The organism is Stenotrophomonas sp. WZN-1 (genome assembly GCF_002192255.1).
Lineage (GTDB): Bacteria > Pseudomonadota > Gammaproteobacteria > Xanthomonadales > Xanthomonadaceae > Stenotrophomonas.
Genome location: NZ_CP021768.1, coordinates 2,904,833 through 2,929,643 on the forward strand (window position 1 = coordinate 2,904,833; position 24,811 = coordinate 2,929,643).

The following is a 24,811-nucleotide window of genomic DNA, read 5'->3' on the forward strand; positions in this document are numbered from 1 at the left end:
TTCGCCGGGATTACTGGCGCGTGGCTGCGGCAGTGGCACCGGCGGCAGCGGTCTGCGTGACCAGCTGGCCATCGACCACCGGCAGGCGATCGCTGGCCGGCTTGTTGTCCATGCGAACGGTCTTCTCGGCGCCGTCATAGCGGTAGGTCACGTTGTAACCCTTGACCACATCGGTGTTGCCCATGGCGATGCGGTTGCCCGGCTTGCTGGCCATGCGCATGGTGCCGGTGGTGCCGTCCTCGTTGCGATAGGTCACGTTGTAGCCGGTGACGCGGCTCGACTCCGAGGTAGCGGTCTCGGTATGGCACTGGCGCTCGGTACGGTTGACCACGCGGCCACCCACGTGGCGCTTGTCGATCTGGTTGCCGATGAAGCCGCCGGCCACGGCACCGGCTGCGGTGGCGGCCTTCTTGCCGTTGCCGCCACCGACCTGGTTGCCGAGCAGGCCACCAACCACGGCGCCGACCACGGTGCCGCCGACGTTGCCATCACGCTCCGGCAGGCGCTCCTGCACCGTCACGTCCTGGCAGACCTCGTGCGGGGTCTGGGTGGTGGAGGTCTCACGCACCGGATCGGTGCCGATCACGGTGGCATACGCCTTCTGCTTTTCGGTGATCGGATCGACCTTCAGCACATCGGCGTACTCCAGGCCGCGCGGTGCGGACGGGTCGAGCTTGTCACCACGCGCGCCATCGTCGGTGGCACTGCCATCGACCAGGCGCGACTCGCCATTGGGGGTTGCGGCGCTGATGGAATCGGGCGATTTGTCGCCACTCTTCATGAAGGCGGCGGTGGCGATGCCACCGACCAGCAGCGCGCCCGCTGCGACCAGGACAGTTGTAGTTGTGCTTTTCATGACCTGCTCCTTGCGGACCATCCGCAACGTTCTCGGACCAGATTGCAGCATGCGCTGCCTGAACGGAATCTCCACATTTCCTGCTCATTGCTGTAACCCATTCAGCGTCGGGAAATGCTGGGCCCGTGGTAGCGTTTGCATATCCCCAACCAGGATTCCCGCCATGGCCAACCCGATGCTGCTGCCGGTACTGCAATGGGCCCGCCGGCTGCGCTACCCGACCCTGTTCAAACTCACCGCCGGCCTGTTCGTGCTGACGTTGTTCATCCCGGACCCGATTCCGTTCGTCGATGAGCTGGTGCTGGGCTTCGGCACCCTGCTGCTGGCCAACTGGAAGAGCCGCAACGCCATCACGCCCCCGCCGCTGGAACAGCGTTGAGCGTGCTGGTCGACAGCCACTGCCATCTGGATGCCAGCGAGTTCGACCGTGACCGCGCCGCCGTGGTCGAACGTGCGCAGGCGGCTGGGGTGCGCCTGCAGGTGGTACCGGCGGTGACCGCGGCCAGCTGGCCGAAGCTGCGCGAGGTCTGCCAGCAGGCGCGGGGACTGTACCCGGCCTACGGCCTGCATCCGATGTTCCTGGCCGAGCACCAGCCCGGGCACCTGCCCCTGCTGCGCGGGTGGATCGAGCGCGAACGCCCGTGTGCGATCGGCGAGTGCGGCCTGGACTTCTTCGTCGAAGGACTGGATGCCGAGGCTCAGCAGGTGTATTTCATCGGCCAGCTGGCACTGGCCCGTGAATTCGAGCTGCCGGTGATCGTGCACGCGCGACGCGCGGTGGATGCGGTGATCGCCGCCATCCGCCGCATCGGCGGCCTGCGCGGCGTGGTGCACAGCTTTTCCGGCAGCCCCGAACAGGCCGCGCAACTGCACCGGCAGGGCTTCCTGCTTGGCCTCGGTGGCCCGCTGACCTACGAGCGCGCGCAACGGCTGCAGCGGCTGGTGCGCGAGATGCCGCTGGAACAGCTGCTGCTGGAAACCGACGCACCCGACCAGCCCGACGCCGGCATCCGCGGCCAGCGCAACGAACCGGCGCGGCTGGCGACCATTGCCCGCCATGTGGCCGCGCTGCGCGGGATGGAGCTGGACGCCGTGGCCCAGGCCACGACGGAGAATGCGCGGCGGCTGTTCGCGCTGCCCGCAATGTAACGGTAGGTGCCGGCCGCTGGCCGGCATCTGCGCCGATTCAATCATTCCGGCGTCGCCGGCCAGCGGCCGGCACTACCGTCACGCGTCGGCGTGATCCTCGACCACTTCAGCCTTCACCTTCTTCGGCTCCAGCAGCATCTCCAGCGCCTTGCCCACCGCCGCGAAGGCGAACGCGCCGGTGATGTGGGTTGCCGCGCCCAGGCCGGCGCCACAGTCCAGCTTCAACGCCGCATCGGCGCCGAGGTTCGGGCGGAGGCCACAGACGCTGCCATCGGCCTGCGGGTACTTCACGTTCTCCAGCGAATACACCGCCGGCACGCCGAAGTAGCGCTTGGCATTCTTCGGGAAGTTGAACTCGCTGCGCAGCTTCTTGCGGATCAGCGCCAGCATGGCGTCGTGCTCGGTGCGCGAGACATCGCGGATGCGCACCAGGGTCGGGTCGGTACGGCCACCGGCGGCGCCAACGGTCAGCAGCGGCAGCTTGCGGCGGCGGCACCAGGCGATCGTCTCGACCTTGACCCGGAAGCTGTCGCAGGCATCGATCACCAGATCGAACCCCCGGTCCAGCAGCTCGGCCATGTTGGACACGGTCAGGAACGCCTGCACGGCATCCACCTCGATGTCCGGATTGATCGCACGGCAGCGCTCGGCCATCGCCTCGGCCTTGTTGCGCCCGTAATTGCCTTCCATCGCCGGCAGCTGCCGGTTGGTATTGGACACGCAGATATCGTCGGCATCGATCAGGGTCAGGTGGCCGACCGCCGAACGGGCCAGCGCCTCTACCACCCACGAGCCGACGCCGCCCATGCCCACCACCGCCACGCGGCTGCCCTGCAGGCGCTCGAGTGCGCCCACGCCATACAGCCGTTCGATGCCGGCGAAGCGTTGTTTGACCTGTTCGTTCATCGGGCTATTTTAACGTGCAGGTGCCGGCGCCCGCAGTACGCCAGCATCGAACCCACCGTTGCATGCCCGGAGAGCCCGCATGAATGCCAGCCCGCCCCGCCGCCTGTCCATCGCTCATCGCTACCTGTTCGTGCTCGGCCTGGGCCTGCTGGTCGGCCTGATCGCCACGGTGATGGTCGGCCGTGCCCTGCAGGCCCGCCGTGACCCGTTTCCGGACAGCCTCATGCAGGTGATGCAACGGCAGTCACAGCTGCTGCTGCAGGCCCAGCAGCAGAACCGCTGCAGCCTGGCCGACAGCGTTCCGCGGCTGCAGGCCATGCGCCTGTTGTCCAACGATCTGGATCTGGCCTTTCCCGGGCTGAAGGACAGTGCGCAGTTCCAGCAGCACGCCAGCCAGCTGCGCGGCAACCTCAACACGGCACTGGCCTCACCGCCAGGCGACTGCAAGGCCCTCGCCCAGGTGGTGGAAACACTGCAGGCGGACTGCCGTGCCTGCCACCAGGACTTCCGCTGACGCGCATTCATCCTGCAGCCGGTCAGGACACGCACGGTTGGCGCGTTGTTCACGTTCGAAAGGAGAGGATTCGTCCACCCTGCTGCATGACGCAGTACCACCCAACGCACCCGCCTTCACGGCCAGGAGACGCCCCATGAAGATCCAGCTCATCGCTGCCAGTGCCATCGCAACCCTCGCCCTGGCTGGCTGTGCCACCCCCGGCGGCTACGGTGGCGGTGGTTACAACAACGGCTACAACAATGGCGGCTACGGCAACAATGGTGGATACAACCAGGGCCGCTGTGCCGACTGCGGCATCGTGACCCGCATCAACACCGTGCAGTCCGGCCGTACCGCCCCCAGCGCTACCGGCGCGATCCTCGGCGGCATCGTCGGCGCCGTAGCCGGCCATGAGATCTCAGACCACACCGGTGGCAGCCGCGGCAACAAGAACATCGCCGCTGCTGCAGGCGCGGTCGGTGGCGCACTGGCCGGCAACCAGATCCAGAAGAACGTGACCAGCGATACCTACGACATCAGCGTGCGCATGGACGATGGCCGCACCATCGTGGTCAACCAGCGTGACCTCGGCGGCATCCGCGAGAACACCTACGTGCGCGTGGTCAACGGCAAGGTCATCCTGCGCTGATCCGCACCGGGCCATGCGCAAAGAAAAAGGCCCGCTTGCGCGGGCCTTTTTCATGCCGACGGGCGGCGGGTATTACACCGGCTGCACCTTGTCAGCCTGCAGGCCCTTCTGGCCCTGCACGACTTCAAAGGTCACCGACTGGCCTTCCTTGAGGCTCTTGAAGCCCTGGGTCTCGATGGCGCGGAAGTGCACGAACACGTCCTCGCCATTCTGCCGGCTGATGAAGCCGAAGCCCTTTGCATCATTGAACCACTTTACGGTACCGGTCTCGCGATCAGCCATCTCACTAACTCCCTTTGACTCTCTCTTGTTGTTGGAAACGCCTGGTGGGCGGCTGACAAGCAAGGGGGAAGCGAGGTGCATCGATGCAGCGGATCGGGAAGATCTTGCTTCATCAGGCCACGATCCACGGTGACCTTGCCAAGCTCAGCGACTGCAACTTAACCCGCCCAAAACGAAAATGCAACTGGCAAAATCTTTCACTGTCAACCCCAAAACGGACACCATACGGGACAGCATGGGACTCTCATTCATCTTATATCTGCTAGCGGTCATTTTTGTCCTGATCGGCATCGCTGGCATCGTCCTGCCGGCCCTTCCGGGCATCCCGCTGGTGTTCATCGGACTGCTGCTGGCGGCCTGGGCCGACGGCTTCGCCCATGTCGGCTGGCCGACCCTGGTCGCACTGGGCGTACTGACCCTGCTTTCCCTGCTGGTGGACGTGCTGGCCACCGTGGTCGGCGCGCAGCGCGTCGGCGCCAGCCGCAAGGCCCTGTGGGGCACCTTCATCGGCAGCATCGTCGGCCTGTTCTTCATGCCCATCGGCCTGTTTGCCGGACCGCTGATCGGCGCCCTGCTCGGCGAGTACTGGCACACCCGGGAACTCGGCCGCTCGACCAAGGTCGGCCTGGCCACCTGGCTCGGCATCCTGCTCGGCCTGGCACTGAAACTGGCGGTGGTGATCGCGATGCTGGGCCTGTTCGCGTTCGCCTGGTTCTTCTGAGCCATCTGGCCTTCACGCCACGCGCACGCCGTGGCCGTGCATAACCGTGGGGCTGGCCGCGATGCGGTGCAGCCGCCACACTGTGCGATTCCCGTATCCATCGAAGGGCCTGCTGCAATGACCCTCCCCACGCTGCTTCCCCGTCTGGCGCCGCTGGCGCTTGCCCTGGCCAGTGCACCGCTGGCTGCGCAGGAGTTTGCGCCCAGGGCCGACACCTCGCCGGCCGCCTGCGCGGCAATCACCACCGACGTGGCCCGCCTGGCCTGCTATGACCGCCTGTTCGGGCGTACCCCGGAGGCCACCGCCGCCGCCGATGCCGCCGCCGAAGCGGCTGCGCAGGCCCGCCGAGAAGAACGACAGACCGCGCGCGTCAGCCAGGGCGAGGAAAAGCTGCGCGAGCGGGTCAGCGACCTGTTCCGCCCGGCGACACCGGACAGCGCGCTGGCCAACGCCGGCCGCGGTTCGCTGCTGGACAGCCGCTGGGAGCTGGCCGAAGACTCCAAGCTGGGGCCGTTCCAGCTGCGCGCCTACAAGCCGGTGTACCTGCTGCCTGCGTTCTGGACCAGCGACCGCAACACCACGCCGCATTCACCGAACCCGGCCAACACGGTCACCACGCCGCAGGTGCTGGACAGTGCCGAGCTGAAGTTCCAGATCAGCTTCAAGACCAAGATCGCCGAGAACCTGTTCGGCGACAACGGCGACATCTGGGCCGGCTACACCCAGAGCTCGCGCTGGCAGGCCTACAACAGCGAGGATTCGCGCCCGTTCCGCGAAACCAATTACGAGCCGGAAGTGATGATGGTGTTCCGCAACGGCTACTCGATCGGTGGCTGGCGCGGGCGCATGACCGGCATCAGCCTCAACCACCAGTCCAACGGACGAGCCGATCCGCTCTCGCGCAGCTGGAACCGGGTCATGCTCAATATCGGTCTGGATCGCGAGAACTGGGCGCTGGTCCTGCGCCCCTGGTACCGCATCCCGGAAAGCCGCAGCGAAGACAACAATCCGGATATCGAGGATTACATGGGCCGGGGCGACGCGACCCTGATCTGGAACCGCAACGGGCACGAGGTCGCGCTGATGGCGCGCCATTCGCTGCGCACCGGCAGCCGCTCCCACGGCGCGCTGCAGCTGGACTACGGCTTCCCGATCAGCAACCTCCTGCGTGGCCACGTGCAGGTCTTCGACGGCTATGGCGAGAGCATGATCGACTACAACCACAAGGCCACCTATGTCGGCGTGGGTGTGTCGCTGCTGGAGTGGTTCTGATGGACGTGACGATCTGGCACAACCCGGCCTGCAGCAACTCGCGCGGCGCACTGAAGCTGATCCGCGATGCGGGCTTCGACCCGGTGGTGATCGAATATCTGGGTAACCCACCGGACGTAGCCGCGTTGCGCCAGGTGCTGGCCGAGTCGGCACTGAGCGCGCGTGATCTGGTGCGCAGCAAGGAAACCCGGTTCGCCGAACTCGGGCTGGAAGATGCCGACGACGCCACCCTGCTGGCAGCGATGGCCGAGCACCCGCACTTGATCAACCGTCCGGTGGTGCGCACCCCCAAGGGCACGCGGCTGTGCCGCCCACCGGAAACGGTGCTGGAGATCCTGTAAGCCGCCCCGCTTTTGGTAGAGCCGAGCCATGCTCGGCTGCGGTTCGCGTGCTGCCCATGAATGCAGCCGAGCATGGCTCGGCCCTACAGAACGGGTTACCGCCAGTCGGTGATGCCTTCGCGGCGGTACACCTCTGCGAACGCCGGACGGGCCTTCATCGCCGTGGCATGCGCCTTGAGCGGCGGCCAGGTATCACTGGGCCTGGGCATGTTGCGCGACCAGCGCATCAGCATCACCAGCATGTAGTCGGCCACGCAGGGCGTTGCGCCCAGCAGGTAGGGCCCATGCGCCAGCAGGTGCGTGGCCACATGCTGCCAGGCCGCCTCCAGGCGCTGCCGCGCCATCTCGCGACTGGCCTCCACGTTTGCCTCGCCCGCCACCTCGTGCGGATAGAACCAGGCACGATAGGCCGGCTGCAGGGTATTGGCACACCAGAACATCCAGCGGTAGGCATCACCTCGCTGCGGCGAACCCTGGGCCGGCAACAAACCGGCCTCCGGATGGCGGTCCGCCAGATACAGTGCGATCGCCGCCGCTTCGGTCAGTACCAGGCCATCAATCAGCAGCGTCGGCACCACGCCGGCGGGATTCAGTGCCAGGTACTCCGCCGACTTGTGCTCGCGCGCGTCGAAATCCAGCAGCACCAACTCATGCTCGATGCCGAGCTCGATCAGCAGCCAGTGCACCACCAGGGCGGCGGTGCTTGTCGAACCATACAGCGTCGTGCTCATGCGGCGGATCCTGTGCAGGTGGACCGGCCGATTATGCGTCCGTGCGAGGGCCGTTGCTCAGCCGCAGCTGCTCATGCAGGTATCGCGGCGTTCGCCACAGGACATCATCGGCGCGCGCATCGTGCAGTCATGCGCCTTCAGCTCGCAGGCGCGGCGCAGCTCGGGGTTGGCAACGTCCTTGCAGCGCTTGTCCGGTGCTGGCACCACCTGCTGTTCGCAGCTGAAGGCACTGTTGCCGGTACTGCCCTGTGCCATGCAGCTGCGATGGCTTGCCTGGCACTGCATTCGGCACTGCGAGGACGCGGAAAAACCCGCACCTTCGTACGATGCCGGGGTGCTGCAGCCGGCCAGCGCCAGCACGATGCCAGCCATGATGGATCGATGCGGGGTCATGGACACATCCAGTGTGAGTTCGTGCCGAGCCTAGCAGGCACGCGGTTGCAGGATCGTTGATCCTCGCCGCACACAACAACGGCGCCACACGGCGCCGTTGCCTGGACCGGAGCGGGAGGATTTACTCCACCACCACCGGAATCTTGCCGATGCGGGCCTGCCATTCGCGCGGGCCAGTCTTGTGCACCGACTCACCGCTGGAATCCACCGCCACCGTCACCGGCATGTCCTGCACGGTGAACTCGTAGATCGCCTCCATGCCGAGGTCGGCGAAACCGACCACCTTGGCGGCCTTGATCGCCTTGGACACCAGGTAGGCCGAACCGCCAACAGCCATCAGGTAGGCGGACTTGTTGTCACGGATCGCCTCGATCGCCGCCGGGCCGCGCTCGGCCTTGCCGACCATGCCCAGCAGGCCAGTCTGCTCCAGCACCTGGCGGGTGAACTTGTCCATGCGGGTCGCCGTGGTCGGGCCGGCCGGGCCCACCACTTCGTCACGTACCGGATCGACCGGGCCGACGTAGTAGATGAAGCGGCCCTTCAGATCGACCGGCAGCTGCTCGCCCTTGTTGAGCATGTCGACCATGCGCTTGTGCGCAGCGTCGCGGCCGGTGAGCAGCTTGCCGTTGAGCAGCAGGGTCTGGCCCGGCTTCCAGCTGGCCACGTCCTCCGGGGTGATCGTATCCAGGTCCACGCGGGTGCCCTTGGATGCGTCGTAGGTCAGCTTCGGCCAGTCTTCCAGCGACGGCGGGTCCAGCATCACCGGGCCACTGCCATCCAGGGTGAAGTGTGCATGGCGGGTGGCCGCGCAGTTCGGGATCATCGCCACCGGCAGGTTGGCCGCGTGGGTCGGGTAGTCGTTGATCTTGATGTCGAGCACGGTGGTCAGGCCACCCAGGCCCTGTGCACCGATGCCGAGTGCGTTGACCTTCTCGTACAGCTCCAGGCGCAGCTCTTCAATGCGATTGGACGCACCACGGGCCTGCAGCTCGGTGATGTCGATCGGCTCCATCAGCGCTTCCTTGGCCAGCAGCATCGCCTTCTCGGCGGTGCCACCAATGCCGATGCCGAGCATGCCCGGCGGGCACCAGCCGGCGCCCATGGTCGGCACGGTCTTCAGCACCCAGTCGACGATGGAATCGGACGGGTTGAGCATGGCGAACTTGGTCTTCGCTTCCGAACCACCGCCCTTGGCGGCGACGATGACGTCGACGGTGTTGCCCGGCACCACCTTGACGTTGACCACGCCCGGGGTGTTGTCCTTCGTGTTGACGCGCTTGCCGGCCGGATCAGCCAGCACCGAGGCGCGCAGCTTGTTGTCCGGGTGCATGTAGGCGCGGCGCACGCCTTCATTGGCCATGTCCTCCACGCCCATGGTGGCGTCATCCCAACGCACGTCCATGCCGATTTCCAGGAACACGGTGACGATGCCGGTGTCCTGGCAGATCGGGCGGTGGCCTTCGGCGCACATGCGCGAATTGATCAGGATCTGCGCCATCGCTTCCTTCGCGGCCGGCGACTCCTCGCGCTCGTAGGCAGCGGCAAGGTTCTTGATGTAGTCGACCGGGTGGTAGTACGAGATGTACTGCAGCGCGTCGGCGATGGACTGGATGAGGTCTTCCTGCTTGATCGATGTCACGACTTGCTCGCTTGCTGGAGGCTGGCGGGGGTAATCCGCCCATTTTACCCCCTCTGCCACCGGGGGTGCCGTTGTACATTCGTGTCACGTCCCTGCCCGCCGCGGCGTCCTTGCCCACATGAACGCCGAAACCGCCTTCCAGACCCACCGTCCGCGCCTGATGGCCCTGGCCTACCGCCTGCTCGGCAGCCGCGCCGACGCCGAAGACGTGGTCCAGGATGCCTGGCTGCGCTGGTCCGGCGCCGACCCGGCGGCCGTCCGCGACCCCGAAGCCTGGCTGGTCACCGCCACCACCCGGCTCGGCCTGGACCGGCTGCGCGCGGCCAAGCGCGAGCGCGCGCACTACATCGGCCCATGGCTGGCCGAACCGCTGGCGGTCAGCCTGGAGCCCGATCCCGCGCCCGGCCCGGCGCAGCTGCATGCGCTGGCCGACGACGTCTCGGTGGCCTTCCTGACCCTGCTCGAACAGCTCGGCCCCGAGGAACGCGCCGCGTTCCTGCTGAAGGAGGCCTTTGATCACGATTACCGCGAGATCGCCGACCTGCTCGGCCACAGCGAGGCCAACTGCCGCCAACTGGTGCACCGTGCCCGGCAACGCCTGCAGGCCGGACGACCGCGCTTCAACGCCGATGCCAGCCAGCACCGGCAGCTGCTGGCGCGCTTCATGGACGCTTCCCAGCGCGGCGACAGCGAGGCGATCCAGGCCCTGCTGCACGCCAACGCGGTACTGGTTTCCGACGGCGGGGGCGTGGTCACTGCGGCGGTCAGGCCCCTGCTGGGCGCCGAACGCATCGGCCGCCTGTTCTGGGCCATCGCCCGTCGCGGTGCGGCACATCCGGCGCAGCTGGGCTATGTCAACGGCGAGCCGGCGATCCTGCGCTTCATCGGTGATCGCCTGCACTCGATCACCACCATCGAAGTGGTCGATGGCCGCATCGCCAACGTGTACAGCGTGCTGAATCCGGAAAAGTTGCCGGGGGTTGTCACGAACGCAAACGGCGCGGCGTCCTTGTAGTGAAAGGCGGCCATCGTGGCCGCCGTGGAGCCGAAAATGTCCGACCACGCCTCTCCCCGCGTCCCCTACACCCGCCTGGCCGCCGAAGCCTTCAAGGGCCTGCTGGCCACCAGCCAGGCGGTGCATCACAGCTCGATCGATCCGACCCTGATGGAACTGGTGTTCCTGCGCGTGTCGCAGCTCAACGGCTGCGGCTACTGCATGGACATGCACGGCACTGCGCTGCGCAAGGGCGGCATCGAGTCGCGCAAGCTCGATACCCTGCCCGCCTGGCACGAAAGCCGCTTCTTCGATGCCCGCGAGCGTGCGGCACTGGGCTGGGCCGAGGCGCTGACCCGCTTGACCGACGGTGCGCCGTCGCAGGCGGCGTTCGATGCACTGGCGCCGCACTTCGATGAGAAGGGCATCAGTGACCTGAGCATGGGCATCGCGGTGATCAATGCCTGGAACCGGCTGGGCGCCGGGCTGCTGCCGCCGCTGCCATAACGGGGTCTGGCCGGGCGGGTTCCTGCAACGGTTGGTAGGTGTCGACCTTGGTCGACACGGTAGATCCACGCCGTGCGTGGATGCGGCAGGGTCGGAACCCTTCGGCACGCGAAGGGCCCTGACCCGATCCGGGCTGATGGGGTCAGAGCCCTTTGCGCCGCAAAGGGATCTGACCCCGGCGCGGCCACACGGCTGCACTGACCCCCTCTGCACGCATCAGGCGCGCACAATACGCGCATGCCTGCTACCCCCACCGCTGGCGCTGCCGCCGCGAAAAAACCCAGCCTGCGCCAGCGCTTCAGGGCGATGCGCAACCTGCCACCGTTCCTGCGCATGGTCTGGAATACCAGCCCCGCGCTCACCCTGGCCAGCCTGGGGCTGCGCCTGATCCGCGCGCTGCTGCCGGTGGCGATGCTCTACGTCGGCAAGCTGATCATCGACAGCGCCCTGCATCTGAGCCAGCACGAGGCTGGCTTCCCGCCGCTGGGCGAGGCGCTGTCCAGCGGCATGCTGAATCCGCTGCTGGGCCTGCTGGCGCTGGAATTCGGCCTGGCCATCGCCTCGGACCTGCTCGGCCGGCTGGTCAGCTACGCCGATGCCCTGCTCTCGGAACTGTTCGCCAACGTCACCAGCATCCGGCTGATGGAACACGCGGCAACGCTGGATCTGGAGGACTTCGAGGACCCGGACCTGCAGGACAAGCTGGACCGTGCGCGGCGCCAGACCATGGGCCGGATGAACCTGATGAGCCAGCTGTTCGGCCAAGTGCAGGACGCGATCACCGTGGCCAGCCTCGCCGTCGGCCTGCTGGTCTACGCGCCGTGGCTGATCCTGCTGCTGGCGCTGGCACTGGTGCCGGCCTTCATCGGCGAATCGCACTTCAACGCGGCCGGCTACAGCCTCAACTTCCAGTGGACGCCCGAGCGCCGCCAGCTCGACTACCTGCGCCAGCTCGGCGCCAGCGTGGAAACGGCCAAGGAAGTGAAGATCTACAACCTGCACCGCTTCCTGGTGGAACGCTACCGGCGCCTGTCGGTAGCGCTGTTCCAGGCCAACCGCTCCCTGGCACGCCGCCGCGCGTTCTGGGGCACGCTGCTGGCCGCACTGGGCACGCTGGGGTACTACACCGCCTATGCCTACATTGCGTGGCGCACGGTGCGCGGCGACTTCTCGATCGGTGACCTGACCTTCCTCGCCGGCAGCTTCCTGCGCCTGCGCCAGCTGCTGGAAGGCCTGTTGATCGGATTCTCGCAGGTGGCCAGCCAGGCGCTGTACCTGGATGACCTGTTCTCGTTCTTCCAGATCCAGCCGGAAATCCACTCGCGCGAAGGTGCTGTGCGCGTGCCGCAGCCGATCCACCAGGGCTTCGTGTTCGAGAACGTCGGCTTCCGTTATCCCGATGCCGAGCAATGGGCGGTTCGCCACCTCGATTTCCAGCTGCAGGCCGGCGAAGTACTGGCCCTGGTCGGTGAGAACGGCGCCGGCAAGACCACCCTGGTGAAGCTGCTGGCGCGGCTGTACGAACCGGACGAGGGCCGCATCCTGCTCGATGGCCGCGACCTGCGCGACTACGACCTGGACGACCTGCGCGCCAACCTCGGGGTGATCTTCCAGGACTTCGTGCGCTACAACCTCAGCGCCGGCGAGAACATCGGCGTCGGTCAGGTCGAGGCGATGGACGACCACGCGCGCGTTGCCGACGCCGCCCGCCGCGGCATGGCCGAGGAAGTGATCGAGGAACTGCCTGGCGGTTACAACCAGCTGATCGGCCGCCGCTTCAAGCAGGGCGTGGACCTGTCCGGTGGCCAATGGCAGAAGATCGCCATCGCCCGTGCATGGATGCGCAATGCGCAGGTGATGATCCTGGATGAGCCAACGGCGGCGCTGGATGCGCGAAGTGAGTTCGAGGTGTTCCAGCGGTTCAGGGAACTGGCGGATAATCGCACCGCTGTGCTGATTTCCCACCGCTTTTCCTCGGTCCGCATGGCCGACCGCATCCTGGTGCTGGCCGATGGCCGGATCGAGGCCAGCGGCACCCATGAGCAGCTGATGGCACAGGGCGGCCGCTATGCCGAGCTGTTCGAGCTGCAGGCGGCCGGTTACCGCTGAGAACGCCTCTCGTTCCGCCTAATGAGAACCCGTCTCATTTGAGATAGAATCACCCCCGACGACTTCCGATAGATACGCCCATGTCCTCCGCTTTTGGCGCCGAAACGGTGCTTGAGGTCCGTCACTGGACCGACGCCTACTTCAGCTTCACTCTCACCCGCGACAGCGGTTTCCGCTTCGAGAACGGCCAGTTCGTGATGATCGGCCTGGAAACCGAGGCCCGGCCGCTGCTGCGCGCGTACTCCATCGCCAGCGCCAACTGGGAAGAGCACCTGGAGTTCTTCAGCATCAAGGTGCAGGACGGCCCGCTGACCTCGCGCCTGCAGCACATCAAGCCGGGTGACAAGGTGCTGGTCGGCAAGAAGCCTACCGGCACCCTGCTGATCAGCGACCTGCACCCGGGCAAGAACCTGTACCTGCTGGGCACGGGCACCGGCATGGCGCCGTGGCTGTCGGTCATCAAGGACCCGGAAACCTACGAGCGCTTCGAGAAGGTGATCCTCTGCCACGGCGTGCGCTACGAAAAGGACCTGGCCTACCGCGATTACTTCGAGAAGGAACTGCGTGAGCACGAATTCCTGGGCGAGATGATCGGCGACAAGCTGCTGTACTACCCGGCCGTCACCCGCGAGCCGTTCGCCAACCAGGGCCGCCTGACCTCGCTGATGGAAAGCGGCGAGATGCAGCGCACGCTCGGCCTGCCGGAGCTGAGCCCGGAAAACGACCGCGCGATGATCTGCGGCAGCCCGCAGATGCTGGCCGACCTGCGCAGCGTGCTCGATGCCCGTGGTTTCCAGGTTTCGCCGCGCATCGGCCAGCCGGGCCATTACGTGTTCGAGCGCGCGTTCGTCGAGAAATAAGCCGTTGCACCTGTAGAGCCGAGCCTACGCTCGGCTCGTGCGCACAGCGCGCCCTCAATGTCAGTCGGAAAAGCAGCCGAGCATGGGCTCGGCTCTACAGCAGCGCTTCAATCGCGCCGCGCAGCTGCTCCGGCCGGGTGGTGGGTGCAAAGCGATCCACCACGTTGCCCTGGCGGTCGACCAGGAACTTGCTGAAATTCCACTTGATGCGGGCACTGCCGAGCAGGCCACGCTTCTCGCGCGCGAGCCACGCCCACAGCGGGTCGGCACCCTCGCCGTTGACCTCGATCTTCTCCGACAGCGGAAAGCTGACCGGGTAATCCAGCGAACAGAACTGGCGGATCTGCGCTGCATCACCCGGCTCCTGCGCGCCGAACTGGTTGCACGGGAAGCCGATCACCACCAGGCCGCGTTCGCGGTACTCCTGCCATAGCTGCTCCAGCCCGGTGTATTGAGGGGTGAAGCCGCAACGGCTGGCGACGTTCACCAGCAACATCGGCTGGCCCTGGTACCGGGCCAGCGCCTGCGGCTGGCCGTCGAGGGCACGGAAGCTGAAATCGTAGGCGGTGGTCATGATGGCGGGCAGTGGGCGGTGAATGCATGGTACCCGCGCCCGGCCCCGGCAACATGCCTTTTGACACAAGTGCGGGCGCCACCGGCCGGGTTACCCTCGGGCCCTTGTTTGCCTTACCGGAGCTTCTACCTTGACCACTCGACTTGCCCTTGCCGTGGCCATGTCCCTCGGCCTTGCCCTGCCCGCCTTCTCGGCCGGCGCCGCCACCCCGGCCGCCAGCACCACTGCCCAGCAGGCCAACCCGTTCTTCGCCGAAAGCCCGCTGCCGCTGCACTTCCCGCAGTTCGACAAGATCAAGGACAGCGACTTCGCCCCGGCCTTCGACGCCGGCATGGCGCAGCAGCTGAAGGAAGTGGAGGCGATTGCCAACAACAAGGCCAAGCCGACCTTCGACAACACCATCATCGCCCTGGAAAAGAGCGGTGACATCCTCGACCGTGCGACCACCGTGTTCTTCAGCCTGGTCGGCGCCGATACCAACGACACCCGCAAGAAGCTGCAGGCCGACTACTCGGCGAAGTTCGCCGCGCACAGCGATGCGATCGCGCTGAACGGCAAGCTGTTCGCCCGCATCCAGGCGCTGTACGACACCCGCAGCCAGCTGGGCCTGGACGCCGAAGGCGTGCGCCTGGTCGAGAAGTACTACGACAACTACGTGCGCGCCGGCGCCAAGCTGTCCGAGGCCGACAAGGCCACGCTGAAGGCCATGAATGCCGAGCTGGCCAACCTGGGCACCAAGTTCAGCCAGAACGTACAGTCGGAAGTGAACGCTTCGGCGATCACCGTCGACGACGTCAAGGAGCTGGACGGCCTGTCCAGGGAGCAGATCGCCGCCGCCGCCGAAGCCGCCAAGGCCCGTGGCCTGGAAGGCAAGTACGTGATCACCCTGCTCAACACCACCGGCCAGCCGCCGCTGACCAACCTGGCCAACCGCGCCCTGCGCCAGAAGATCTACGAAGCCTCGACCACCCGCGGCAGCCGCGGCGGTGAGTTCGACAACACCGCGCTGGTCTCGCGCATCATGCAGCTGCGTGCCGACAAGGCCAAGCTGATGGGCTTCCCGAACTTCGCCGCCTACAACCTGACCAACCAGACCGCCAAGTCCCCCGAAGCAGTCAACGCGATGCTGGGCAAGCTGGCTCCGGCCGCGGTGGCCAACGCCAAGCGCGAAGCCGCCGACCTGCAGGCGATGATCGACCAGGAACAGAAGGCCGCTGGCAAGCCGACGTTCAAGCTGGAACCGTGGGACTGGGCCTTCTACAGCGAGAAGGTGCGCCAGGCCAAGTACAACTTCGACGAGTCGCAGCTGAAGCCGTACTTCGAGATGAAGAACGTGCTGGAGAACGGCGTGTTCTACGCCGCCGGCCAGGAATTCGGCCTGACCTTCAAGCAGCGCACCGACCTGCCGGTCTACCACGATGACGTCACCGTCTACGACGTGTTCGACGCCGACGGCAGCCAGCTGGCGATCTTCATCTTCGACCCGTATGCACGCGCCTCCAAGCGCGGCGGTGCGTGGATGAACTCCTACGTCTCGCAGTCCAAGCTGACCGGCTTCAAGCCGGTGGTCGCCAACCACCTGAACATCCCGAAGCCGCCAGCCGGCCAGCCGACCCTGCTGACCTGGGATGAGGTGAACACCACCTTCCACGAGTTCGGCCATGCCCTGCACGGCATGTTCTCCAACGTGAAGTACCCGTACTTCTCGGGCACCTCGGTGCCGCGTGACTTCGTCGAGTTCCCCTCGCAGGTCAACGAGATGTGGGCGGACAACCCGGTCATCCTGAAGAACTACGCCAAGCACTACCAGAATGGTTCGGCGATGCCGCAGGCGCTGCTGGACAAGGTGCTGGCCGCGGCCAAGTTCAACCAGGGCTTTGCCACCACCGAGTACCTGGGTGCGGCGATGCTGGACCAGCGCTGGCACCAGATCGGCGCCGACCAGGTGCCGGCAGCCAAGGACGTGATGGCCTTCGAGCGCGCCGCGCTGGAAAAGGACGGCATCTACTACGCGCCGGTCCCGCCGCGCTACAAGACCCCGTACTTCAGCCACATCATGGGCGGCTACTCGGCCGGCTATTACGCCTACATCTGGTCGGAAGTGCTCGACGCCAACACCCAGAAGTGGTTCAAGGACAACGGCGGCCTGAGCCGCAAGAACGGCGACCACTTCCGCGCCACCCTGCTGTCCAAGGGCGGCAGCGTCGACGCGATGCAGCTGTTCCGCGATTTCGCCGGCCACGAGCCGCAGATCGAACCGCTGCTGGAAAAGCGTGGCCTGACCGGCGCCGGCAACTGATCGCCAGCGCGGTAGCGTGAAACGAAAACCGCCCGGTCGCCCGGGCGGTTTTTTATTGGATCATCCACGCACGGCGTGGATCTACGGGTGGGTGCCGGCCGTTGGTCGGCACGATCCTTCCGGGCCATGAACCCCGGCATCGTCCATCCACGCATGGCGTGGATCTACTGGCTGTCAACGCGGCGCCACGTACCCGCCCGGCACACCCTCCGGCGACAGCACCAGCTGCCACAACTGCGCATGGCGGCAGCGGAAGGTGGCCATCGACCCGGCCAGGTAGAAACGCCACATGCGGCGGAAATGCTCGTCGTAACCCGCATCCAGCTGCGGCCACGCCGCTTCCACGTTGCGTCGCCAGGCCTGCAGGGTCAGGTCGTAGTCGGTGCCGAAGTTGTGCCAGTCCTCCAGCACGAAACGGCCTTCGAACGCCTTGGTGATCTGCACCGCCGACGGCAGCATCGAGTTGGGGAAGATATAGCGCGCAATCCACGGATCGGTGCGATGCCGGGAGATGTTGGTGCCGATGCTGTGCAACAGCAGCAGGCCGCGCGGCGACAGGCAGCGCTTGGCCACTTCGAAGAAACTGCCGTAGTTCTTGTCACCGACGTGCTCGAACATGCCGATCGAGAAGATCGCATCGAACGGTTCGTCCAGTTCACGGTAATCCTGCAGGCGGATCTCGATCGGCAGGCCCGCACACAGTTCGCGGGCGAACTCGGCCTGCTCCTGCGAAATGGTCACGCCTACTCCGCTGACACCGTAGCGCTCGGCGGCGAACTTCAGCGCTTCACCCCAGCCGCAACCGATATCCAGCACGCGCTGGCCCGGGCGCAGGCCCAGCTTGCGGCAGACCAGGTCGAGCTTGGCTTCCTGCGCTGCATCAAGGTCATCAGCGTTGCGCCAATAGCCGCAGCTGTAGACCAGGCGCTGGCCGAGCATGGCCTGGTAGAGATCGTTGCCCAGGTCGTAATGGCGGCGACCGACTTCGTAGCTGCCCTGCCCCGCCTGTAGGTTGAACAGGCGCGCCTTCAGCGCGTCTGCCACTTCGCGCCAGCCGTGCACCCGTTCGTCCAGGTGCGCCTGCATCAGGTGGACGAGGAATTCATCCAGGACGTTGGCATCCCACCAACCCTCCATGTAGCTCTCGCCCAGGCCGAGCGAGCCGTGGCCCATGACCCGCGCGAAAAAGCGCGGGTCATGCACCTGGATGTCCTGTGGCTGGGTGCCGCCGATGCGGACCCCGGCCTCGTGGAGCAGGCCGGTGACCCGCTCCTGCAACCCTGTATCCACGCCACCTCCTCGACTGCGGTCAACCGCGTGCGAACAGCTCCACGTAGTCCTTGGCCACGTGCGGCAACAGCACCGCCGCCGGTACATCGGCGGTCTGGGTGCCGTCCGAGTATGGACCCACCTGGTACGGCGGGAAAACAAAGCGCAGCGCGGTGATCTGCCCCTTGTCGTCGGTCAGCGGCTGGAACTGGCTGAAATTGTCGGCCTGCGGGCCGGTACCGTCGGCGATCATGCGCGATGCGTTGCGCAGCGATTCCTGCAGCTGGGCCGGGTCCATGTCCTCGCCGCTGAGGCGCGTGGCCACGCGTTCGCGCAGCTGGTCGGCGACGAAATCGCTGATCGCCTTCCAGCCCTTGGCATCGGCCACCAGCTTTTCGGCGCTGAGCATCTGCTGATGCTGCGGCAGCCACACGAAGCGGGCCACCAGCGGTTCGCCGTGGGCGCCACCGGTGTAGCGGCTGCCATCGGCACTGACCACCACCAGCTGCGGGGTTTCCAGCAGCTTCTCAAAGCTCAGCGACAACTCGTAGGGCATGGTCGGCTTGTCGTTGCCCAGCCCGTCCAGCGCCTGCTGCAGGTCGCTGCGCGCACTCGTCGCATAGCTCTGCAGCGCGCGGGCCAGGCCCGGATAACGGTCGATACCGGCCGGGTAGCTGATGCCCACCACTTCGCGCTCGTTGTTCTCGATCACGTCGCGCAGGTCCAGCGGCGCTTCCGTGGCCGGCGTTTCACTTGCCGCCGTCGCTTCGGCGGCGGGTGCCGCGTCGGTCGCCGGTACCGGCTCGCTTTCACGCTGGCAACCGGCCAGCAACAGCACGCCCACCACGCCGGCCAGCGCGCTGCCGTGCAGTGGCCGGTTGTTTCCAATCTTCATCGGGATCCCCTGTTCATGTTTGTACATCATCGCCTGCCATGGCTGAAGCGTGGCCCGCTGGCATTCAGCCAACGAGCAGGTCGTGGTACTCCTCGTGCCGCTGCAGGAAGGCCTCGGCGTAGGAACATGCCGGCACCACCTTGTACTTCTGCTCGCGGGCGAAACGCAGTGCCACACGGGTCAGCTCACCGGCGATGCCACGGCCCGCGATCGGCTCGGGTACCTCGGTGTGGGTGATGACCATGCGCTTGCGCTTGATCTGGTAGTCCAGCACCGCCAGCTGTCCTCGCACACGGGCGGTGAAGCGGTGGTTGGCCAGGTCGTGTTCGACCTCGTAGGCCAGACCGGGGGGCGTGACCGAAGCCATGGAACTGTCTCCTGCGGCGACTGCGTGGATGGTGCGCAGCCGGGCGCCATGATCGCGTGAAGCCTGAACAGGGGCAAGTCCAGTCCATTCACGTCAGTTTTCGCCCCTCAAGCTGGAGGCGGGCCGGCCGCTATCGCCTATGGAGGGGTACGGCCAGGCTGGCACGACCCTTGCGATCGTTGACCATGCGCACCACCGTGGAGGCTCCCATGCACGCCAGCAATTCCCATTCCGATACCGACCGCGCCCTGCTGGAGGGCCTGCTGCAACTGGCGGTGGAAGGGCAGACCGAGGATCAGGATTTCCAGCGCATCGGCGAGGAAGTGTTCGCCCGCCTGCTGGATACCTACGGCCAGCAGACCGCGGCCTGACCCGGCCGGGGCGGATCGGGCCCGATCCGCCCCGCTACCCGCATCAACCGCCGCCGAGGCGGAAGGTCGGGTTGGAGAGTTCGCGCAGGAAGTGGTTGAAGATGCTCGGCTGCATGGCCAGCATGAAGATCACGCCAAACGCCGCACCTGCCAGGTGCGCGCTGTGGTTGATGCGGTCGCCGCCGCGCTTGTCCATCCAGATGCTGTAGCCGACGTAGAACGCGGCATAGATGATCGCCGGTGCCGGGATGAAGAACACCAGGATGATCGACCACGGCTTGATCAGGATGAAGGCGAACAGCACCGCCGACACCGCCCCGGACGCCCCGAGGCTGAGGTAGTTCGGGTTCTTCTGGTTCTTCAGGTAGCTGGGCAGGATCGAGACCAGCAGCGCGCCGATGTAGAACGCCGGGTAGGTCAGGTAGCTGCCGGTCAGCTGCACCATCACGCTCTCGATGAATCCCCCGAAGAAGAACAGGGTGATCATGTTAAAGATCAGGTGCGACCAGTCGGCGTGGATGAAGCCATAGGTCACCAGCCGGTCGTACTGGCGGTGACGGTCGATGGCCGGCGGCCACAGGATCAGGCGGTCGGCCAGCTTGCGGTTGTTGAACGCCATCCACGACAGGATGGCGGTGATGGCGATCAACAGCAGATTGACGGGGGTCATGTCAGGCTCAGGCGCTACGGTAGTTGTCGACCATACGATAGCGTTTCGCGTACCAACCGAAAGCCAACGCCGCGACGAAGGCGAAGCCGGCGAAGAAGAACATCAGGAACGCCGCTTCGCTCAGGCCCGTGCCGGCGATCTGGTGGGTCACCGTGTCGTTGCGCACCGCCGCGTTGGACAGCAGCACCCACAGGTTGCCGATGGTGGTGGTCAGGTTCCAGAAGCTCATCACCACGCCCTTCATTGCCTGCGGCGCCTGGCTGTAGGCGAACTCCAGGCCGGTGGCCGAGACCAGCACCTCACCGAAGGTCAGCAGCGCGTACGGCAGCATCTGCCAGAAGATCGACATGGCGTTGCCGCCGTCCATCACCACCTGGATGCCACCCACCACGATCCAGGCCAGGCCACTGAAGGCGATACCGGCGGTCATGCGGCGCAGCGCGGTCGGCTCGAAGCCGAAGCGGCGCAGGGCCGGGTACAGCACCAGGTTGTTGAACGGAATCAGGATCATCACCAGCAGCGGGTTCAGCGCCTGCATCTGCGAGGCGGTGAACCAGCTCGGCATCTGCATCTGCTGGCCCTGCAGGACCCAGGTCGAGGCCTTCTGGTCGAACAGCGAGAAGAACGGCGTGGTCAGCGCGAAGATCACCAGCACGCGCAGCACCGAGCGCACGCCTTCCACGGCTTCGGCCGGATGCTGGCCACGGGCGCGGTCCAGCTGCAGCCAGGTGCCACCACCGATGCCGGCAAGAATGGCCACCAGCGCCAGGCACAGGCAGATCACGATGCCCAGCGAGCCGACCAGGCCGAACGAAGCCACCGCCAGCACCAGGCCGAGCACGGCGATCACCAGGCCCGGACGGCCCTGGCCGGCCACGCGCGCGGTCAGCGCGGTGCGCACCACGTTGGCGAACGAATGCGGATCCTTCGGCGGCAGCGGCACCAGCACGTAGCGCTTGCGGCCCAGCCAGAACACGAAGGTAGCGATGAACATCAGGATGCCCGGGATGCCGAACGCCCACTGCGGGCCCCAGTTCTTCAGCACCAGCGGAATCAGCAGCGAGGCGAACAGCGAGCCGAAATTGATGATCCAGTAGAAGGCGTCGAAGACGATCTTGGCCAGGTGCTTGTTGCTCTGGTCGAACTGGTCGCCCATGAACGAGGCCACCAGCGGCTTGATGCCGCCGGCGCCGAGCGCGATCAGGCCCAGGCCGAGGAAGAAGCCTTCGCGGCTGTTCTCGAACAGCGCCAGGCACAGGTGGCCGGCGCAGTAGACCAGGCTGAACCAGAGGATGGTGTGGTACTTGCCGAAGAATCTATCGGCCAGCCAGCCACCGAGCAGCGGGAAGAAGTACACGCCGATCATGAAGCTGTGCATGATGTCCTTGGCTTCACCGGCACGGCCTTCCGCCGTGATTTCCTGCAGCAGCAGCGAGGTGATCAGGAACTGCACCAGGATGTTGCGCATCCCGTAGAAACTGAACCGTTCGCAGGCCTCATTGCCGATGATGTACGGAATCTGGCGCGGCATCCTTCCTTGGCCGGCGATGGGGGCAACTGCGTCGTGGCTCATCCTGTAAGGCATTCCTGCAAAGCGAAAGGCGCAAGGTTACCGGAACCGGGGCTTGCGAAGCACGCTGCAGGGCTGCATGACAACGGTGCCAATCCATGGCAGGCCATCCCGGCCCTGCCGGAAGTCACGGCACCTGCACGACAAAAGCGTAAACTTATCGTTATGCGCCCCCTCGCCCACGCCCGCCTCCTGCTCAGCTGTCTCTTGCTGCTGCTGGCGTTGCAGGCACAGGCCCGCCCGCAGGCGCCGACCGCCGCCGCTAGCGAGAGCGAACCCCGGCAACTGACCGTGGCCGCGCTGGAGCTGCCCAGCCGCGATGATGCGCAATGGAAGCAGCGTCGCGAGCAGGTCGCACAGCTGCTGACCGAGCTGCAGCCGGACGTGATCTCGGTGCAGCAGGTGCTGCAGCAGCAGGGCCGCAATCCGGCCTGCTGGCTGGCCAGCCGGCTGCGCTACAGCTGCGACTTCGTTACCGCCGATCCGCCCAGCCAGCCACTGCGACATGGCAACGCCATGCTGACCCGGCTGCCGGTCAGCGAGGATGGCGTGACCCTGCTGCATCCTCCCGGCACCTTCAGCGCGGCCGGCATGATGCGGCTGAAGCTGGGTGAGGCACTGGTCAACATCTATGTGGCACGGCTGCGCCCCGACCCGGACGAGGCCACCGCCCGCCAGCACCAGACCAGCGACCTGATGACCTGGATCGGCGCCACCGCCGAGGGCATGCCCAGCCTGATCGCCGGCGATTTCTCGGCAACGACCGTCGAGCTCGTGCGTAGCACCCCGGGGTTCCAGCCGGCCCGGCGCAATCCCGGCGGTCGCGCCGAGACGCCGGCGGCCAGTGGGGGTGGCAGCAGCGGCCACGGCCTGGATGTGCTGTTCCAGGTCAAGCACTTCGGCGGCATCCGCCAGCAGCCGATCCTGCTGCCGGCAGACGGCGACCTGCCCGGCCTGCGCCTGGGCGTGATGGCGACCCTGCGCCTGCAGGGCATCACGGCGACGGCCGAATAGCCCCGCCTTCGGCCCAGGTGGGTGCCGACCTTGGTCGGCACGTTCCCACCGCGCTCGCACCATCTCCCGTGCCGACCAAGGTCGGCACCCACAAGGTCCTGCCCGGCGTCCAAAAGCTGGCAAACGAAAAGGCCGGGGTTTCCCCCGGCCTTTTCAGTTCATCCCGCTAGCGCGATCAGGCGATCGCTTCCTGATAACGGCGCTCGACTTCGTTCCAGTCGATGACGTTGAAGAACGCGCCGATGTATTCCGGGCGGCGGTTCTGGTACTTCAGGTAGTACGCGTGTTCCCACACGTCCAGGCCGAGGATCGGGGTGTTGCCTTCCATCAGCGGGCTGTCCTGGTTGCCGGTGCTCTCGACCACGACCTTCTTGTCCGGGGTCACGCTCAGCCACGCCCAGCCGCTGCCGAAACGGGTCAGCGCTGCCTTGGTGAAGGCATCCTTGAACTTGTCGAAGCCGCCCAGGTCCTTGTCGATGGCCTTGGCCACGTCGCCCACCGGGTTGCCGCCAGCATTCGGAGCCATCACGGTCCAGAACAGCGAGTGGTTGGCATGGCCGCCACCGTTGTTGCGCACCGGACCCTGCAGGTTCTCCGGCAGCGACTTGAGCTTCTTCACCAGTTCTTCGACCGGCAGGTCAGCGTACTCGGTGCCTTCCAGCGCCGCGTTGACGTTGTTGATGTAGGTCTGGTGATGCTTGGTGTGATGGATTTCCATCGTCGCCGCATCGATATGCGGTTCCAGCGCGTCGTAGGCGTAGGACAGCTTGGGCAGGGTATAGGCCATGATGCATCTCCTGATTGCGAGGGCACCCGACGGTGTCGGGCGTTGCGCGGTGAATGATGGGGACAGACCGCCAGATTACCAAGGGGGATGTAAAGGAAATTGCGTCCTGCCAGTGAGCACGACGGCAATTGTTACGCAGCAGTGACGCGACGCCGTCCTCATGCACCGTGCAGCGCACAGGCGCTACAGTGCCTGCACCACCCTCGCCCGCCCCTGCCCATGCGCAACCCCCGGCTGCTGATCACCGCCATCGCCCTGCTGCTGCTCGGCCTGGTCGCCAACCATTTCCTGCAGCGGCCGCCGGCGCCGCAGTTCGCGCGCGACCTGCAGGGCACGCCCGTCGCACGCGCACCGGCCACCGCCTCGCCGGGCAAGGACAGCGGACTTCCCGCGTTCCTGCCCGCCGAAGCGCGCGCGACCATCGCCCTGATCCAGCGTGGCGGCCCGTTCCCGCACCGCCAGGACGGCAGCACCTTCGGCAACCGCGAGCAGCAACTGCCGCAGCGCGCGCGCGGCTACTACCGCGAATACACCGTCGACACCCCCGGCGCGCGTACCCGTGGCACGCGCCGCATCGTCACTGGCGGCGATCCGCCGGAGGCGTGGTACTACACCGACGACCATTACGAATCGTTCCGCAGCTTCACCGTACCGGCCCAGGGAGCGCAGTGATGAGCCACGATGATTTTGGCCTTGGCCTGCATGACATCAACAACGCCGGCGTCTACGCCATCGACAGCGACGACATCGGCGCACTGGCCGCAGCAATGCGCGATGCCCGCCTGAAGGTGATCCGCATCGATCTGGAAGGCGTCGCGGACAAGCGCACCCTGCTCGCCCGGCTCGCCGCGCAGCTGGATTTCCCGGCCGGTTTCGGCGGCAACTGGGACGCGCTGTCGGACAACCTGCGCGACCTGCAATGGCTGCCGGCCAATGGCTACGCGCTGTTCCTGGCCGACGTGGACGCGCTGCGCGCCGGTGCCCACAGGGACTTCGACACCCTGCTGGACGTGATGGACGAGACCAGCCGTGACTGGGTCGGCCGCGACGTACCGTTCTGGGTGTTCCTGTCGCAGAGCGCGTAAGGTCA

29 protein-coding genes are annotated in these 24,811 nt (G+C 66.2%); 16 read left to right on the plus strand and 13 right to left on the minus strand.

All coding sequences use genetic code 11. From position 1 onward, the window contains the following. Window positions 1-10 precede the first annotated feature (10 nt). Complete coding sequence (locus CCR98_RS13730; protein ID WP_014037786.1) at window positions 11-856, minus strand: glycine zipper 2TM domain-containing protein; 846 nt, start codon at window positions 854-856, stop codon at window positions 11-13. Between the two features lie 163 nt (window positions 857-1,019). Here CCR98_RS13730 and CCR98_RS13735 point away from each other — a divergent pair, with 163 nt between their 5' ends. Together CCR98_RS13735 and CCR98_RS13740 are read left to right on the plus strand one after the other, a co-directional pair. Further along, entirely contained in the window at window positions 1,020-1,235 is a 216-nt protein-coding gene (locus tag CCR98_RS13735) for a DUF6116 family protein (RefSeq protein WP_014037787.1), read from the plus strand. After that, window positions 1,232-2,005 carry a TatD family hydrolase gene (locus CCR98_RS13740; protein ID WP_087923062.1) on the plus strand — a complete coding sequence of 258 codons (774 nt, stop codon included), beginning with the start codon at window positions 1,232-1,234 and terminating at the stop codon, window positions 2,003-2,005. Before CCR98_RS13735 ends, CCR98_RS13740 begins: the two co-directional genes overlap by 4 nt. A gap of 78 nt (window positions 2,006-2,083) precedes the next feature. Here CCR98_RS13740 and CCR98_RS13745 read toward each other — a convergent pair whose 3' ends face one another. Next, window positions 2,084-2,911, minus strand: a complete 828-nt coding sequence (locus tag CCR98_RS13745; protein ID WP_049444765.1) for a tRNA threonylcarbamoyladenosine dehydratase — start codon at window positions 2,909-2,911, stop codon at window positions 2,084-2,086. A 79-nt stretch (window positions 2,912-2,990) separates the two neighbouring features. On the opposite strand from CCR98_RS13745, the gene CCR98_RS13750 reads away from it, so the two are divergent. Continuing rightward, window positions 2,991-3,425, plus strand: coding sequence for a cytochrome c (locus tag CCR98_RS13750; protein ID WP_087923063.1), 435 nt, complete (start codon window positions 2,991-2,993; stop codon window positions 3,423-3,425). Window positions 3,426-3,561: 136 nt separating this feature from the next. Next, complete coding sequence (locus tag CCR98_RS13755; RefSeq protein WP_006377417.1) at window positions 3,562-4,056, plus strand: glycine zipper 2TM domain-containing protein; 495 nt, start codon at window positions 3,562-3,564, stop codon at window positions 4,054-4,056. Window positions 4,057-4,128: 72 nt separating this feature from the next. Here CCR98_RS13755 and CCR98_RS13760 read toward each other — a convergent pair whose 3' ends face one another. Beyond that, complete coding sequence (locus tag CCR98_RS13760) at window positions 4,129-4,338, minus strand: cold-shock protein (protein ID WP_087923064.1); 210 nt, start codon at window positions 4,336-4,338, stop codon at window positions 4,129-4,131. Between the two features lie 235 nt (window positions 4,339-4,573). On the opposite strand from CCR98_RS13760, the gene CCR98_RS13765 reads away from it, so the two are divergent. The 3 genes from CCR98_RS13765 (at window position 4,574) to arsC (ending at window position 6,672) form a co-directional block, all read left to right on the plus strand. Next, window positions 4,574-5,059, plus strand: coding sequence for a DUF456 domain-containing protein (locus CCR98_RS13765; protein WP_087923065.1), 486 nt, complete (start codon window positions 4,574-4,576; stop codon window positions 5,057-5,059). Between the two features lie 117 nt (window positions 5,060-5,176). Beyond that, a complete protein-coding gene (locus CCR98_RS13770) occupies window positions 5,177-6,331 on the plus strand; it encodes a phospholipase A (protein ID WP_087923066.1) in 1,155 nt (384 codons plus the stop codon). Continuing rightward, a complete protein-coding gene (arsC, locus tag CCR98_RS13775; RefSeq protein ID WP_087923067.1) occupies window positions 6,331-6,672 on the plus strand; it encodes an arsenate reductase (glutaredoxin) in 342 nt (113 codons plus the stop codon). Before CCR98_RS13770 ends, arsC begins: the two co-directional genes overlap by 1 nt. 95 nt (window positions 6,673-6,767) lie before the next feature. Here arsC and CCR98_RS13780 read toward each other — a convergent pair whose 3' ends face one another. The 3 genes from CCR98_RS13780 to CCR98_RS13790 form a co-directional block, all read right to left on the minus strand. Continuing rightward, window positions 6,768-7,403 carry a glutathione S-transferase family protein gene (locus tag CCR98_RS13780; RefSeq protein ID WP_087923068.1) on the minus strand — a complete coding sequence of 212 codons (636 nt, stop codon included), beginning with the start codon at window positions 7,401-7,403 and terminating at the stop codon, window positions 6,768-6,770. Between the two features lie 57 nt (window positions 7,404-7,460). Continuing rightward, window positions 7,461-7,796: a hypothetical protein gene (locus CCR98_RS13785; RefSeq protein WP_087923069.1), complete on the minus strand. Its 336-nt coding sequence runs from the start codon at window positions 7,794-7,796 to the stop codon at window positions 7,461-7,463. A gap of 121 nt (window positions 7,797-7,917) precedes the next feature. Further along, entirely contained in the window at window positions 7,918-9,435 is a 1,518-nt protein-coding gene (locus tag CCR98_RS13790) for a fumarate hydratase (RefSeq protein WP_087923070.1), read from the minus strand. Window positions 9,436-9,553: 118 nt separating this feature from the next. On the opposite strand from CCR98_RS13790, the gene CCR98_RS13795 reads away from it, so the two are divergent. The 4 genes from CCR98_RS13795 (at window position 9,554) to CCR98_RS13810 (ending at window position 13,905) form a co-directional block, all read left to right on the plus strand. After that, window positions 9,554-10,450 carry an RNA polymerase sigma-70 factor gene (locus CCR98_RS13795; protein WP_087923071.1) on the plus strand — a complete coding sequence of 299 codons (897 nt, stop codon included), beginning with the start codon at window positions 9,554-9,556 and terminating at the stop codon, window positions 10,448-10,450. Between the two features lie 36 nt (window positions 10,451-10,486). Next, the gene (locus CCR98_RS13800; protein ID WP_087923072.1) at window positions 10,487-10,936 is read left to right on the plus strand and encodes a carboxymuconolactone decarboxylase family protein; all 450 of its coding nucleotides are present in this window, start codon (window positions 10,487-10,489) and stop codon (window positions 10,934-10,936) included. A 237-nt stretch (window positions 10,937-11,173) separates the two neighbouring features. Next, window positions 11,174-13,045 (plus strand): ABC transporter ATP-binding protein, encoded by a 1,872-nt coding sequence (locus CCR98_RS13805; RefSeq protein ID WP_087923073.1) that lies wholly within the window; start codon window positions 11,174-11,176, stop codon window positions 13,043-13,045. An 80-nt stretch (window positions 13,046-13,125) separates the two neighbouring features. Next, window positions 13,126-13,905, plus strand: coding sequence for a ferredoxin--NADP reductase (locus CCR98_RS13810; RefSeq protein WP_006455701.1), 780 nt, complete (start codon window positions 13,126-13,128; stop codon window positions 13,903-13,905). A gap of 94 nt (window positions 13,906-13,999) precedes the next feature. Here CCR98_RS13810 and CCR98_RS13815 read toward each other — a convergent pair whose 3' ends face one another. Further along, window positions 14,000-14,479: a glutathione peroxidase gene (locus CCR98_RS13815; RefSeq protein WP_087923074.1), complete on the minus strand. Its 480-nt coding sequence runs from the start codon at window positions 14,477-14,479 to the stop codon at window positions 14,000-14,002. Between the two features lie 130 nt (window positions 14,480-14,609). Here CCR98_RS13815 and CCR98_RS13820 point away from each other — a divergent pair, with 130 nt between their 5' ends. Then, on the plus strand, window positions 14,610-16,778 hold the full coding sequence (locus tag CCR98_RS13820) for a M3 family metallopeptidase (protein WP_087923075.1): 2,169 nt from the start codon (window positions 14,610-14,612) through the stop codon (window positions 16,776-16,778). A 174-nt stretch (window positions 16,779-16,952) separates the two neighbouring features. Here CCR98_RS13820 and cfa read toward each other — a convergent pair whose 3' ends face one another. The 3 genes from cfa to CCR98_RS13835 are packed head-to-tail and all read right to left on the minus strand — an operon-like array spanning window position 16,953 to window position 19,309. Continuing rightward, window positions 16,953-18,068, minus strand: a complete 1,116-nt coding sequence (gene cfa / locus CCR98_RS13825; protein ID WP_087923076.1) for a cyclopropane fatty acyl phospholipid synthase — start codon at window positions 18,066-18,068, stop codon at window positions 16,953-16,955. A 19-nt stretch (window positions 18,069-18,087) separates the two neighbouring features. Next, the gene (locus CCR98_RS13830) at window positions 18,088-18,969 is read right to left on the minus strand and encodes a DUF3298 and DUF4163 domain-containing protein (protein ID WP_087923077.1); all 882 of its coding nucleotides are present in this window, start codon (window positions 18,967-18,969) and stop codon (window positions 18,088-18,090) included. A 37-nt stretch (window positions 18,970-19,006) separates the two neighbouring features. Beyond that, window positions 19,007-19,309 (minus strand): GNAT family N-acetyltransferase, encoded by a 303-nt coding sequence (locus CCR98_RS13835; RefSeq protein ID WP_005417588.1) that lies wholly within the window; start codon window positions 19,307-19,309, stop codon window positions 19,007-19,009. Between the two features lie 209 nt (window positions 19,310-19,518). Between CCR98_RS13835 and CCR98_RS21200 the strand changes: the two genes are divergently transcribed. Next, a complete protein-coding gene (locus tag CCR98_RS21200) occupies window positions 19,519-19,680 on the plus strand; it encodes a hypothetical protein (RefSeq protein WP_014037806.1) in 162 nt (53 codons plus the stop codon). Window positions 19,681-19,723: 43 nt separating this feature from the next. Here CCR98_RS21200 and CCR98_RS13845 read toward each other — a convergent pair whose 3' ends face one another. Beyond that, on the minus strand, window positions 19,724-20,350 hold the full coding sequence (locus CCR98_RS13845) for a rhomboid family intramembrane serine protease (RefSeq protein ID WP_014037807.1): 627 nt from the start codon (window positions 20,348-20,350) through the stop codon (window positions 19,724-19,726). Between the two features lie 7 nt (window positions 20,351-20,357). Then, entirely contained in the window at window positions 20,358-21,923 is a 1,566-nt protein-coding gene (locus tag CCR98_RS13850; protein WP_087923078.1) for an oligopeptide:H+ symporter, read from the minus strand. Between the two features lie 162 nt (window positions 21,924-22,085). Between CCR98_RS13850 and CCR98_RS13855 the strand changes: the two genes are divergently transcribed. Further along, window positions 22,086-22,934, plus strand: a complete 849-nt coding sequence (locus CCR98_RS13855) for an endonuclease/exonuclease/phosphatase family protein (protein WP_087923079.1) — start codon at window positions 22,086-22,088, stop codon at window positions 22,932-22,934. Between the two features lie 175 nt (window positions 22,935-23,109). Here CCR98_RS13855 and CCR98_RS13860 read toward each other — a convergent pair whose 3' ends face one another. Further along, window positions 23,110-23,721 (minus strand): superoxide dismutase, encoded by a 612-nt coding sequence (locus CCR98_RS13860; protein ID WP_005410310.1) that lies wholly within the window; start codon window positions 23,719-23,721, stop codon window positions 23,110-23,112. Window positions 23,722-23,940: 219 nt separating this feature from the next. On the opposite strand from CCR98_RS13860, the gene CCR98_RS13865 reads away from it, so the two are divergent. Both CCR98_RS13865 and CCR98_RS13870 read left to right on the plus strand, forming a co-directional pair. Then, the gene (locus tag CCR98_RS13865; RefSeq protein ID WP_087923080.1) at window positions 23,941-24,393 is read left to right on the plus strand and encodes a ribonuclease domain-containing protein; all 453 of its coding nucleotides are present in this window, start codon (window positions 23,941-23,943) and stop codon (window positions 24,391-24,393) included. Beyond that, the gene (locus tag CCR98_RS13870; protein ID WP_087923081.1) at window positions 24,393-24,806 is read left to right on the plus strand and encodes a barstar family protein; all 414 of its coding nucleotides are present in this window, start codon (window positions 24,393-24,395) and stop codon (window positions 24,804-24,806) included. The genes CCR98_RS13865 and CCR98_RS13870 overlap by 1 nt, the downstream gene beginning before the upstream one ends. Window positions 24,807-24,811: the final 5 nt, after the last annotated feature.